Here is a 13311-nt window from a genome sequence, read left to right as displayed (position 1 = left end):
TGAAAGAGCAACGGCAAGTGCATTCCCGCCTGCGGCGCTCATCACCCCTCCCCAACCCTCCCCTGCTTCGCAAGGGAGGGGGTAACTGATGCCCACGCCGCTGCGCCGCCGACTGCGCATGGCCCGCCGAGGCTTCGCCTATACGGCGGCCGTCGTGCTGGTGCTGGTCGCCGTATTGCTTGGCGCGGCGAGCCAGGTGCTGCCGCTGGCCGAGCGCCACCCCGAACGGATCGCCGCGTGGTTGAGTGAACGCGCGGGCCGACCAGTCGCGTTCGATCGCGTCGAAACCGCATGGACCCGCCGTGGCCCGCTGTTGAAGCTGGACAACCTGCGGATCGGCGAAGGCAGCAAGGGCTTCACGATCGGCGACACCGAAATGCTGGTGTCGGTATACGCAGGCCTATTGCCGGGACATGCCTTCTCAGAGCTGCGTTTACGTGGCCTCGACCTCACCCTGGAACGCGGTGACGACGGCCGCTGGCAGGTGCGCGGCCTGCCGGGTCAGCAGAAGCCGGGCAGCGATCCGTTCTCCGCACTGGAAGGCTTGGGCGAATTGCAGGTGATCAACGGCAAGCTCGCCGTGATCGCACCTTCGCTGGGTATCGGCGCCCAATTGCCGCGCGTGAATGTGCGACTGCGCGTCGACGGTGATCGCGTGCGCGCGGGCGTGCGCGCCTGGACGTGCAGCCCATCGATGCGGCGCTCGATTTCGATCGCAGGAAGGGCGACGGTCGCGCCTATGCAGGCGCCAAAGACGTCGATCTGGCGGTGTGGACATCGGTGCTGAAACTGCAGGGCATCGTCCTGGAGAGCGGTGCCGGCCGCGCCGAAGCCTGGGCCCAGCTACGAGACAAGCGCGTCTCCGCGGTAACCGTCGACACGGAGCTCGACAACGTCGCGCTGCGCGGCGCGCCGATCGAAGCCGGTGCACAGTCGCCGCGTAGCCGCTTCGACCATGTCGAAGGTCGCGCGCATTACCGCCTGATCCAGGGCGGCTGGCGCGTCGACGCGCCGCAATTGAGCATCGGTCGCGCCGGCGAGATGCAGAAGCTCGACGGCTTGCTGCTCGCTGGCGGAGACAATTACGCGGTGCAGGCCAAGCAGGTCGACGCCGGCCCGCTGTTTGCCGCATTGGCGTTGAGCGACAAACTCTCGCCCGGGTTGCGTCGCTGGTTGCTCGGTTCGCATCCGATGGCCTCGCTGCGCAATGTGGAAGTCGCCGGCCGGCGTGATGGTCCGCTGCGCGTGCATGCCGACATCGATGGGCTGGGTTTCGATCCATCCGGCAAGGCCCCAGGCGTGCACGGATTGAGCGGGCAGCTCGATGGCGACGGCAACGGCTTCACCATGCGCTTCGATCCGCAAGCGGACGTGGCATTCGACTGGCCGCAAGGCTTCGGTGTCGTCCATACGATGAAGCTGCGCGGTGACGCCGGTGTCTGGCGCGAAGGCGCGGGCTGGCGTCTCGGCACCACGGCATTGCGTATCGATGCGCGCACGGTTTACGGCAGCTACGGCGCCAATGCGCGTGGTGGCCTGTGGTGGCAGGGCGACGGCACGCGTCCATGGATCGATGTCGCCGCCGAGATCGACGACACCGCGGTGCCGGTCGCCAAGTCCTTCTGGCTGCGCAAAGACATGCCCGAAACGGCAGTGCATTGGCTCGATACCGCACTCGTGGCCGGCACCGTGAGCGGTGGCCGCGCCGTGGTCTCCGGCGATCTGGACGATTGGCCGTTCCGCAACAAGCACGGTGTGTTCGAAGCCACGGGTCACATCAGCAACGCGACGATCCGCTTCCAGGAAGACTGGCCGGCGGCGCAGGGGCTGGAAGCCGAAGCGCAATTCACCGGCATCGGTTTCGACGTCGATGGCACCGGGCGCCTGGGCGAGGTCGGCATCCGTCATATCCACGCCGGCATCGACGAATATCGCGGCGGCGCCCTGACGGTGAAGGCCGAAGGCAACGGCGATGCTGCGCAATTGCTGGCGGTGCTGAAGCAGAGTCCGCTGCGCAAGGAGCATGGGGACACGTTGACCAACGTGCGTGCGAGTGGCGCGGCCGATGTCGGTTTCGACCTGAGTCTGCCGTTGGAGCACGGCAAGAGCACCGCAATCAGCGGTACCGTTGCGTTGAAGAACGCCAAGCTCGCCGACCCGCGCTGGAAGCTCGCCTTCGACCAGGTCAATGGCGAAGCGGTGTATTCGCGCGGCGGCTTCAAGGCCGATGGGCTTGCAGTGCGCCATGAAGGCGAACCCGGGCGATTGTCGCTGCGTGCCGGCAGCGAGTACGTACACGATGCCGGCAATGTGTTCGAAGCCGGGCTCGATGCCAGTCTCGGCGCGGCGGAGCTGATCGATCGCGCACCGAATCTGGGGTGGTTGAAGCCGTATCTCTCCGGTCGTTCGGCCTGGACGGTGGGCATCGCGATCCCACATCCGAAGCCGGGCACGCCAACGCCGACGCTGCTGCAGCTCAACACCAGTCTCGTCGGTACCGCACTCACGCTGCCGGCGCCGATGCGCAAGGCCGCGAGTACATCATTGGCCACTACGATCGAAACGGCGTTGCCGCTGGGCAGCGGCGACATCCGGGTCGGCTTCGGCAACGTGATGGCATTGCGTGCGCGCAGTGGCAAGGATGGCAGCGGCAAGGATCAGACCGGCGTACGCGTCGTCCTCGGTGCGAGCCGGGTGGATGAAGCGCCGCCCGCGTCGGGACTGGTCGCTACCGGTCGTGCCGACGCGCTCGATGCGATCGACTGGATCGCACTGACCCGCGGTGGCGAAGGCGGCAGCCAGCTGCCCTTGCAGCGCATCGACGTCACAGCAGAACGGCTGCAGTTGCTCGGCGGCACTTTCGCGGATACACACGTGACCGTGGTGCCGGGCCCGCGCGGCGCGACCGCCATGCAGGCCGAGGGCGCGTCGCTGCAAGGCGCAATGCTGGTGCCCGCGAGTGCGAATGAGGCGATTGCCGGCCGCATGCAACGCGTTTACTGGCGTCCTGCTGCCGCGCCGACCGCAGAGACCGCCGCGCCGCCGGTCGCCGTCGTCAACGACGACATCGATCCCTCGAAGATTCCTGCGCTCACCATCGACATCGACGACCTGCACCTGAGTGATGCCAGGCTCGGCGCCGCAAAAGTCCGTACGCGACCGACCGCCGCAGGCATGCGCATCGAGCAGTTCCAGACGCGCGCAGCGAAGCAGCGCATCGATCTGAGCGGCGACTGGAGCGGCAAGGGTGCCGCGGCCAGCACGCATCTCAAGGTCGATATCGGCAGCGACGACTTCGGTGCCTTGCTCGCCGGTTTCGGCATGGGCAACCGTCTGGGCGGCGGCGAAGGTACGGTGAAATTCAATGCCGGGTGGCCGGGCAGTCCGGTGGCATTCCGGCTCGACGGTCTGGAAGGCACGTTGCAGATCGATGCGAAGGAAGGTCGGCTGCTGGAAATCGAGCCGGGCGCCGGCCGTGTCCTGGGACTGTTGAGCCTGGCGCAGCTGCCCAAGCGCCTGACACTCGACTTCCGCGACTTCTTCTCCAAGGGCTTCGCCTTCAACGAGCTCAAGGGCACGGTGCGCTTCGACAACGCACAGGCGCGCAGCGATGGCCTCGTGATCGACGGCCCGGCCGCGACGATCGATATCAGCGGTGCCGCCAATCTGCGCGCGCAAAGCTTCGACCAGACCATCGAAGTGCGGCCCAAGGCCGGCAATCTGCTCACCGCAATCGGTGCAGTGGCGGGTGGTCCGGTGGGAGCCGCGATCGGCGCGGCGGCCAACGTGGTGCTGAGCAAGCCCTTGGGTTCGATGACGTCGAAGACCTATCGCGTGACGGGGCCCTGGAAGGAGCCCAAGGTTGAAGTGATTTCACGCGAGCAGAGCCGCCTCGAGGCCTCGTTGCGGCCGTCGGCGGGCTGACCGGGCGAACTGCGGGCTCCGGGTTGGATTCGGCCCGTCGGACCTCCATCTGGTTCATGATGGCCCCGTGACGGCCTCGCCCGTACGCTCGGGACACTCCGACGGTCCCGCATCCCCCTTCCTGCTCCGGTTTCCTGATGACCCTTCCGATCCAGCTCGCCGAATCCCGTCTCCTGCTGCCTGCCGGCCTCGATACCGGCGGCCTCGAACGCACCTTCGGCACGCTGCTCGGGCCGGGCATCGATTTCGGCGACCTCTATTTTCAGCACGCGCGCCGCGAGAGCTGGTCAGTGGAAGACGGCATCGTCAAGGAAGGCGCGCATTCGATCGAGCAGGGCGTCGGCGTGCGCGCGATCAGCGGCGAGAAGACCGGCTTCGCCTATTCCGACGAGATCAACACGGCGGCACTGCTGGAAGCCTCGAAGTCCGCGCGCGCGATTTCAAAGGGAATGGCTGCGCGTGACGGTTCGATGCAAAACGCACGCGCGCTGGTGCGCGGCAATGGCCGCGCGCTGTACCCCAGCGAGGATCCGATCGATTCGCTCGGCAACGAAGAGAAGGTTGAAGCGCTGCGTCGCATCGACCGCTACGTGCGCGCTGCCGATCCGCGCGTGCAGCAGGTGGTGGTGAGCCTATCCGGCGGTGTCGACACGGTGTTGGTCGCGCGCAGCGACGGCGTGCTCGCCGCCGACGTGCGTCCGCTGGTGCGCTTCAACGTGCAGGTGATCGTCGAACAAAACGGCCGTCGCGAAACCGGTTATGCCGGCGGCGGCGGTCGCTATTCGTACGCAGAGCTCCTCGGCGGCGGACGACCGGAAGCGCTGGCGAAGGAAGCGCTGCGCCAGGCGCTGGTGAACCTGGAAGCCGTGGATGCACCTGCGGGCGTGATGCCCGTCGTGCTCGGCTCCGGCTGGCCGGGCGTGCTGCTGCATGAAGCCGTGGGTCACGGCTTGGAAGGCGACTTCAATCGCAAGGGCACCTCGACCTACGCAGGCCGCATCGGTCAACGCGTCGCGTCGCCGGGCGTCACCATCGTCGACGACGGCACGCTGCCGGGGCGTCGCGGTTCGCTCAATGTCGACGACGAAGGCACGCCGACCAATTGCACGACCCTGATCGAGGACGGCGTCCTCGTCGGCTACATGCAGGACACGCTCAACGCGCGCCTGATGGGCATGGCGCCCACCGGCAATGGCCGTCGCGAATCCTTCGCGCACCTGCCGATGCCGCGCATGACCAACACCTACATGCTCGCCGGCACGCACGATCCGGAAGAAATGATCCGCTCGGTGAAGAAGGGCCTGTACGCGGTGAATTTCGGTGGCGGCCAGGTCGACATCACTTCGGGCAAGTACGTGTTCTCGGCGACCGAGGCCTATCTGATCGAGGACGGAAAGATCACCGCGCCGGTGAAGGGCGCGACGCTGATCGGCAATGGCCCGGAAACCATGCAGCGCGTGAAGATGATCGGCCACGACCTCGCCCTCGACGAGGGCGTGGGCGTATGCGGCAAGGACGGGCAGAGCGTGCCGGTCGGCGTGGGCCAGCCGTCGCTGCTGATCGAAGCCATTACGGTGGGCGGCACGCAGGCGTGAGGGCGAAAACGCGAAGTCTGCTTCGTCGTTGTAGAGCGGAGCTTGCTCCGCTGCCTTTGACGCTTTCGTTCCCCGATGAAAAGCAGCGGAGCAAGCTCCGCTCTACAAGACTATTCGGCTTCGTCGGACTCTGTGTCGGCCTCGCCCAGCAGCAGCTCACGCAGCTCGCGATAGAGCTCACGGAACGAGCGCGGCGGCTTGTTGCGCTTGCGCTCCTCCAGCGCGTTGCGCACCAGCTGGCGCAGCGACTGGCGATCGGCGTTCGGGTATTCGTCCAGCAGTTCCGCGAGCGCGGCGTCGCCTTCGGCCAGCAGCTTCTCGCGCCAGGCTTCGACACGATGCATCGCCGCGGTTTCGCGCCGCGCGGCCTCGCCCTTTTCGTCCAGCGCATCGCGGATCGCTTCCAGCACCTCGTCGTCCTCGCGACGCATCTGCTTGGCCAGGAACTGCAGTTGCCGCTTGTGCGCGATCTGCGCGGTGATGCGCTTGCACTCGCGGATGTGCGGCAGCAGGGATTCGGGCACGGGCAGCTTCGCCAGCTGGGCCTCGGTCAGCGAGACGAGCTTCTCGCCCAAGGCCAGCACTTCCAGCGCGTTGCGCCGGTTCTCGCTGCGGCTGGGGCTGAAGAATTCGCCGGTTTCGTCGTCACGACCACGCATCGCACATCACCATTCCAGTAGGTGCCGGTCCGGCCGGCACGCTCGCAAAATACAGGCCGGGGCATGCCCGGCACGACAAAACAAAGGATAAGGCATTGAACACCACCATCGCCCCCGTCATTGACGACAGCCAGCCCCGGCTGGATCGCCTGGCCGACATCGCGCAGCGCCTGCTCGACCGCTGCCGGGCCAGTGGCGCCACCCAGGCGGAAGTGTCGTGTTCCGAGGAAACCGGGCTCAACGTCAACGTCCGCATGGGCGAAGTGGAGACGGTCGAGGCCACTCGCGACCGCGGAATTGCCGTCACCGTCTACTTTGGCAAGCGCAAGGGTAGCGCCAGCACGGCTGATCTGCGCGAGGACAGCCTCGACGCCACGGTCGGACAGGCCTGCGCGATCGCGCGCCACACCGAGGACGACGAGGCGGCGGGTTTGGCCGAGCGCGAGCTGATGGCCAGGGATCTGCGCGAATTCGACGGTTGGCATCCCTGGGCGATCGAGGCGGACCAGGCCATCGACCTGGCGCTGGCTTGCGAAGCCGCGGGCCGCGAGGTCGATCCGCGCATCGAGAATTCCGACGGCGCCTCGTTCGGCAGCGGCAGCAGCCTGAGCGTGTATGCCAATTCGCACGGCTTCCTCGGTCGGGAGCGCAGCACGAACCACAGCCTCGGATGCGCGCTGATCGCCGGGCGTGGCGATGCAATGCAGCGTGATGGCTGGTACAGCTATGCACTGGCCGCCGAGGACCTCGAATCTCCCGCTGCGATCGGACGCCGTGCGGCCGAGCGTGCGGTGTCGCGCCTCTCGCCGCGTCAGATTCCCACGGGCGAATATCCGGTGCTGTTCGCGGCGGAAGTCGCGCGCTCGCTGATCGGTCATCTCATCGGTGCCGTGTCCGGTGGTGCGTTGTATCGCCGGGCCAGCTTCCTGGTCGACAGCGTGAATACGAAGCTGTTCCCCGACTGGTTCGCCATCGACGAGCAGCCATTCCTGGCGCGCGGCCTGCGTTCGTCCGCCTTCGATGCCGAAGGTGTTGCGACGCGCGAATCGCCGCTCGTGCAGAACGGCGTGCTGCAGCGCTATGTGTTGGGCAGCTATTCGGCACGCAAGTTGGGTCTGCAGAGCACGGCCAACGCGGGCGGCGTGCACAACCTTCAGATGGCCGCCAATGCGGAAGGCCTCGATTCGATGCTGCGTGGCATGGGCCGTGGACTGCTGGTCACCGAATTGATGGGGCAGGGCGTCAACACGGTGACCGGCGACTATTCGCGCGGCGCGGCCGGGTTCTGGGTCGAGAACGGCGAATTGGCCTATGCGGTGGATGGCATCACGATTGCCGGCAATCTGCGCGGAATGTTCAGTGCCTTCGAAGCGGTGGGCCGCGATGTCGATCCGCGTTCGCATATCCGCACCGGTTCGATCCTGGTCGGACGCATGACGGTGGCCGGGGAAAGCTGAGAATCCGTCGGCTTGACAGTGGCCCGCGGGGCGCGGGACAGTGCCGGCACCATTCGTCCGACGGCCTTGGGCCGTCCAGCTAGGGGAAGGCTTGTAATGAACGAAATGAACGATATCTCTGCGGAAGAGAAGACCTGGGGCATGCTCGCCCACCTGTCGTCGCTGGCTACCTTTGTCATTCCTTTTGGCAACGTGCTTGGCCCGCTGGTGGTGTGGCTGGTCAAGAAGGACACGATGCCCTTCGTCGCCGACCAGGGTAAGGAAGCGCTGAACTTCAACATCACCATGGCACTGGCGGCGATCGTCAGCTGCATCCTGATGATTGTGGTGATCGGCTTCCTGCTGATCGCCGTGGTCGCGGTGACCTGGCTGGTCCTGACCATCATGGCCTGCATCGAAGCAAACAAGGGCGTGGCGTACCGCTATCCCTTCACGCTGCGACTGATCAGCTGATTCCAACCGCACACACAGATATGGAAACGCCGGCTTTGTGCCGGCGTTTCCATTTCTGGGTGCCACGATCTTCGAACAGCAATCTTTGTAGAGCGGAGCTTGCTCCGCTGCTCTTGCCTCGCGTAGCGCCGAGCCTGCTCGGTGCGCCTTTCGTTCAAACAAATGCGCGCCGAGCAGGCTCGGCACTACAAGGCAGCGGAGCAAGCTCCGCTCTACAAAGCCGGGATTTCAGGCGAGATTTTGACTGACGGCGATCAGCGATCGCGTTCGACGGTCATACGCGCGAGCGCCCTGAGCGCGACTGCGCGGTCGCCGAAGGGTTGCAGCGCATCGAGCATGGTCTGCGCGAGCTCGGCCAGTCGCTGGCGCGAAGCTTCCAGCCCGATCAATGCAGGGAACGTGGCCTTGTCCTGCGCGACGTCCTTGCCAGCGGTCTTGCCCAGCGTCGCGCTGTCGCCTTCGATGTCGAGGATGTCGTCGCGGACCTGGAAGGCGAGACCGAGCGCGGACGCATAGCGGTCCAGGAGCTGCGCTTCGTCGTCACTGGCATCGCCGCATAGCGCACCCATGCGCACCGAGGCGCGAATCAATGCGCCGGTCTTCATGGCATGCAGGCGCTCCAGCTGCGCAAGCGTCAGCTTCGTGCCCGTCGCATCGATGTCGAGTGCCTGGCCGCCGCACATGCCGGCCACGCCAGCGGCTTTCGTGAGCGTGCTCAGCAGGCCGACGCGAACCCTATCGGCAACCGGTGCGTCCGCGAGGATTTCGAAGGCCAGCGAGTGCACCGCATCGCCGGCCAGAATCGCCGTGGCTTCGTCGTAGGCGATGTGGACCGTGGGCTGGCCGCGACGCAGCGCGTCGTCGTCCATTGCCGGCAGGTCATCGTGGACCAGCGAATAGGCGTGGATCAGTTCAACCGCGGCGGCTGGCGCATCCAGCACGGTTTCGCTCGCGCCGAACAACGTGCCGGCGGCGTACACCAGGAGCGGGCGCATGCGTTTGCCGCCCAGCAGCACAGCGTGCTGCATGGCTGCATGCAGGCGCTGGGGCGAAGTGGATGGATCGGGCAGGGCGCGCGTCAGCGCGGCATCGACGCGGACGCGCCAATGCTTCAGCAAAACATTAGGCATCGGGAGAAGCGAACGGTTCGGCGCTGGCCGGGTCCTGCGGATCGCTGAGCAGGCGCACGCGCAGCTCTGCCTGCTCCAGCGCGGTCTGGCACTTGCGATAGAGGCCGACGCCGCGCTCGTAGGCGGACAACGATTCCTCCAGGCTCAAATCGCCGCGTTCCATCTGTTCCACCAGCTGTTCGAGCGCGTCCAGCGACTGCTCGAAGTCAGCAACCGGCGAAGCGGCGGGCGTATCTGAGGTAATTTTGGGAGCGGCCATAGGGAAAGTTTGCGGGCCGTGTGCGGGCCGGTCAATCGCGCTGCCAGGCCAGGCGCGCCGCGCGCTCGCGCAGCCAGGCGTCGAAGCCGGCGGAATAGGCGAGATCGCCCGCAGCCAGCAGTTCGCCCGCGGCGTTGGATAGCAGCGGCAGCCGCTCTCGCTCCCAGGGCGGCACACCCAGATCCTGCAGCACGTGCTTGAGCGCGTGCGAGTGGTCGCGCCCGGGCAGCGTGATGCGCTCACCGCCCTGGCGGGCATGGACCCGCAGCGGCTGGGCGAAAGCGTCTGCCTGGACCAGCTGCAACTGCGAGCCGTCGGGCAGGGCAAGCGGCTGGGCTCCGCTCCAATCGCAGGCCCAGTCCACCGGCAACGGCGGCCGAATGCGATCGGCCTGCACCAGGTCGCGCCACACCCGCACGCAGGCCTGCCGCCAGACGAACTGCGGCTCGGCATCGTCGCGGGCAGTCAACAGGTCGGTTTCCATGTGGGCGATACCTTCTTCCGGCAGCGGCGGCAGGCCGAGTTCGCCGATCCAGCGGCGCAGCACGCGCGCGCGTCGGGTGGGCGGCAACTGCAGGAGCGCGGTACGCGACAACACCTGCGCGTCGGCAGTGCGCACACGGGCGAGCGCCGCGGCGTCTTCGGCAGCCAGTAGTTCGTTCCCCTCGTCACACAGCCGTGCGGAACGGCCGAATGCGGCGCCGGCATGCGGCCAGCGCTCGCGCAGCAGCGGCAGTACCTGGTGACGCAGGAAGTTGCGATCGAAGCTCACGTCGCGATTGCTCGGGTCCTCGATCCACGCCAACCCATGTGTCTGCGCGTAGGCCTCCAGACTCGCCCGCGAATGCGCGAGCAGGGGGCGCCACAGCCAGCCACGGCCGAACTGGCGCCAAGGCCGCATCGCGGCCAAGCCATCGATGCCGGAACCCCGAAGGGCGCGCAGGAGGAACGTTTCCGCCTGATCATCGTTGTGATGGGCGAGCACGAGTACTTCGCCGTCGTCGAGTGCGTCCTCGAAGACGGCATGCCGGGCATGCCGCGCCGCCGCTTCCAGCCCCTGGCCGCGATCGCGCGCGACTTCGACCTGCGTGCAGCACAACGGCACCTGCAATGCAGCGCAGAGATTTTCGCAATGACGTTGCCAGGCATCGGCATCCGGGTGCAGCCCGTGATGGACATGCACGGCGCGCAGACCACGCGAGCGGGCCTCGGGAAGCGTGGCGAGTGCATGCAACAGCGCCACCGAATCGAGCCCGCCGCTGAGCCCGACCAGCAGCGGGGCCTGGCCCGTCTGGAGCAGATCGGCTACCGGGATGAGCGGCGGAGTAGGCATCGGCTCATCGTAGCGCGTAGTGCATCTCCTGGACGCGTTGCATGAAACGAGCGAAAGGTTGCTGTGACCGAAGGCACGCGAGCCCGCTTCGTGTAACGCGACAATACGCACAAGTCCTCTGGAGAACTCCTATGCGTATGTATGGAAGCACCGTTTCATTCATCTTGCTGGCGCTGTCGGCAGCTACGTCGGCAGCAAGCGCAGCCGATAGCGCGCCGGCGCCGAAATCCTTCAGCCAGGACGACGCTCGCGCCATAGTCGCGCAGAGCCGCAAGATCGTATCGCCTCAGGGCGTGCAGGAACTCAAGACCGTCGAGATCAATGGCATCAAGCAATGGATCTCGGTCCGCGGCAACGATCGCCGCAACCCGATCCTGCTCTACGTCCATGGCGGCCCCGGCTCCGTGGAAATGGTCGAGTCCTACGGCTATCAGCGTCCGTGGGAGGACTTCTTCACCGTGGTGCAGTGGGACCAGCGCGGCGCGGGCAAGACCTTCGCGGCGAACACGCCCGAAGCGATGGCACCAGGCATGAGCATCGACGGAATGGTCAATGATGCGGAAGAGATGATCCGCTACCTGATGAAGACCTACGGCAAGCAGAAGGTCTTCGTGCTGGGTCATTCGTGGGGCAGTATCGTCGGTGAGGAGGTCGCACGCCGCCATCCCGAATGGCTGCACGCGTACCTCGGCGCCGGTCAGATCGCCGACTCGCCGATGAGCGAGGCGATCGGTTACCAGTGGGAGCTCGACCGGGCGCGCAAGGAAGGTAACGTCACGGCGATCAAGGAGCTGGAATCGCTGGCGCCGTACCCGGGCCCCGCAGGCACGCTCACGGTGGAGCGCATCAGCCTGCAGCGCAAGTGGAACATCCATTACGGCGGCCTCGCCTGGGGCCGCAACGAATACAAGCCGTTCGACGACGCGCGCAAGCTGTCGCCCGATTACACCAACGCGGAAGTCGCGGCGATCGACCAGGGCGGGCTGTTCTCGCTGCAGTACCTGCTGACGCCGATGGCGGCGGTCGACTTCGGCAAGAACACCCGCTTCGATTGCCCGATGTTCCTCTTCAATGGCCGCCACGACTACACGACGTCGTCCGAGGTCGCCGCGCGCTGGTTCGCCACGTTGAAGGCGCCGGTCAAGAAGGTGTTCTGGTTCGAGAACTCGGCGCACATGATGATGCAGGAGCAGCCCGGCCTGTTCCTGATGCATCTGGTCAACGACGTGCGGCCGCTGGCGGTACGCGCCGGTGATGCGCCGCCGAATGAAGTTGCATCGAAGCGGTAATCGCGGAACATGAAAAAAGCCGCCGGTGACGAACCGGCGGCTTTCCTGTTTTCGCGATGTCTGCGGCGATCAGGCCGCTTCGTACGCGCCGTAGCTGCGCAGGCGCTTGTAGCGACGATCGAGCAGTTCCTGGACCGGAACATTTTCCAGCGCGTCCAGCTCGTTCATCAGCACGCCCTTCAGGCGCTTGGCCATCTGGACCGGATTGCGATGCGCGCCGCCGATGGGCTCGCGCACGATCTTGTCGATCAGGCCGTGTTCCTTCAGTCGCTTGGCGGTCATGCCCAGTTGCTCGGCGGCGTCCTTGGCCTTCTCCGCGGTCTTCCACAGGATCGAGGCGCAGCCTTCCGGAGTGATCACCGAGTAGGTGCTGTATTCGAGCATCAGCGTGCGATCGCCCACGCCGATCGCGAGTGCGCCGCCGGAGCCGCCTTCGCCGATCACGGTGCAAATGATCGGCACCTTCAGCTCCGACATCTCCAGCAGGTTGCGGGCGATGGCTTCGGACTGGCCACGCTCTTCGGCATCGATGCCCGGCCATGCGCCGGCGGTGTCGATGAAGGTGAGGATCGGCAGGCGGAAGCGTTCGGCCAGCTTCATCAGACGCAGTGCCTTGCGGTAGCCCTCGGGCTTGGGCATGCCGAAGTTGCGCCTGACCTTGGCCTTGGTGTCGCGGCCCTTCTCATGGCCGATCACGACGACGCTGCGGCCGTCGATGCGGGCCAGGCCGCCGACGATGGCGTTGTCGTTGGCGAAGGCGCGATCACCGGCGAGTTCCTGGAACTCGTCGCAGATCACGCGCAGGTAATCGAGCGTGTACGGCCGCGACGGATGACGCGACAGCTGCGAGACCTGCCACGGCGACAGGTCGCGGAAGATGTGTGCGGTGCGCAGGCGCAGCTTCTCGCGCAGCGCATGCACTTCGGCATCGACATTGACCGCCGGGCCATGGCTGGCATGCAGGACTTCCTGGATGCGGGCTTCCAGGTCGGCGATGGGTTGTTCGAAGTCGAGGTAGTTCGGGTTCATGCGTGGGCCGATGGCCGGTGAGGGGCGAAAGTGTAGCCGAGGTAAGTGAAAGGGGCCGTACGGGGGTGTTTGTTGGGGGGTGATGGGCGGAAAAGTGAGACGGGGTGCTGCGTGTGACGGCGCCATGCGGTGGGAATCAAAGCTTTTTGCGATCTCCGTGCGCGCATCGACCGCGGCTCCGCT

9 protein-coding genes and 1 pseudogene are annotated in these 13311 nt (G+C 66.2%); 5 read left to right on the top strand and 5 right to left on the bottom strand.

Annotated features, from left to right (window positions below):
* Positions 1 to 88: 88 nt before the first annotated feature.
* Positions 89 to 3924 (top strand): annotated as a pseudogene (locus ACYVGK_RS10475) (YhdP family protein).
* 137 nt (positions 3925 to 4061) lie between these two features.
* A complete protein-coding gene (tldD, locus tag ACYVGK_RS10470) occupies positions 4062 to 5519 on the top strand; it encodes a metalloprotease TldD (protein WP_460733371.1) in 1458 nt (485 codons plus the stop codon).
* A gap of 110 nt (positions 5520 to 5629) precedes the next feature.
* Here the strand turns inward: tldD and yjgA are convergent, their stop codons facing one another.
* Complete coding sequence (yjgA, locus tag ACYVGK_RS10465) at positions 5630 to 6178, bottom strand: ribosome biogenesis factor YjgA (RefSeq protein WP_460733369.1); 549 nt, start codon at positions 6176 to 6178, stop codon at positions 5630 to 5632.
* A 95-nt stretch (positions 6179 to 6273) separates the two neighbouring features.
* On the opposite strand from yjgA, the gene pmbA reads away from it, so the two are divergent.
* Together pmbA and ACYVGK_RS10455 are read left to right on the top strand one after the other, a co-directional pair.
* A complete protein-coding gene (gene pmbA, locus ACYVGK_RS10460; protein WP_460733367.1) occupies positions 6274 to 7635 on the top strand; it encodes a metalloprotease PmbA in 1362 nt (453 codons plus the stop codon).
* 141 nt (positions 7636 to 7776) lie between these two features.
* Positions 7777 to 8088: a DUF4870 domain-containing protein gene (locus tag ACYVGK_RS10455; protein WP_460733489.1), complete on the top strand. Its 312-nt coding sequence runs from the start codon at positions 7777 to 7779 to the stop codon at positions 8086 to 8088.
* Between the two features lie 254 nt (positions 8089 to 8342).
* Here the strand turns inward: ACYVGK_RS10455 and ispA are convergent, their stop codons facing one another.
* The 3 genes from ispA to tilS are packed head-to-tail and all read right to left on the bottom strand — an operon-like array spanning position 8343 to position 10810.
* Positions 8343 to 9218, bottom strand: a complete 876-nt coding sequence (gene ispA, locus ACYVGK_RS10450) for a (2E,6E)-farnesyl diphosphate synthase (protein ID WP_460733365.1) — start codon at positions 9216 to 9218, stop codon at positions 8343 to 8345.
* Positions 9211 to 9477, bottom strand: coding sequence for an exodeoxyribonuclease VII small subunit (locus ACYVGK_RS10445; protein ID WP_460733363.1), 267 nt, complete (start codon positions 9475 to 9477; stop codon positions 9211 to 9213). The genes ispA and ACYVGK_RS10445 overlap by 8 nt, the downstream gene beginning before the upstream one ends.
* A gap of 31 nt (positions 9478 to 9508) precedes the next feature.
* Positions 9509 to 10810, bottom strand: coding sequence for a tRNA lysidine(34) synthetase TilS (tilS, locus tag ACYVGK_RS10440; RefSeq protein ID WP_460733361.1), 1302 nt, complete (start codon positions 10808 to 10810; stop codon positions 9509 to 9511).
* A 131-nt stretch (positions 10811 to 10941) separates the two neighbouring features.
* Here tilS and ACYVGK_RS10435 point away from each other — a divergent pair, with 131 nt between their 5' ends.
* Positions 10942 to 12099 (top strand): alpha/beta hydrolase, encoded by a 1158-nt coding sequence (locus ACYVGK_RS10435; RefSeq protein WP_460733359.1) that lies wholly within the window; start codon positions 10942 to 10944, stop codon positions 12097 to 12099.
* A 69-nt stretch (positions 12100 to 12168) separates the two neighbouring features.
* On the opposite strand, the gene ACYVGK_RS10430 is transcribed toward ACYVGK_RS10435, so the two are convergent.
* Entirely contained in the window at positions 12169 to 13128 is a 960-nt protein-coding gene (locus ACYVGK_RS10430; protein WP_460733357.1) for an acetyl-CoA carboxylase carboxyltransferase subunit alpha, read from the bottom strand.
* Positions 13129 to 13311: the final 183 nt, after the last annotated feature.

The sequence above is a fragment of the Lysobacter tyrosinilyticus genome, assembly GCF_054779815.1.
The sequence above is the reverse complement of the archived record's forward strand: the minus strand, read 5'-3'. Positions and strand labels throughout refer to the sequence as shown.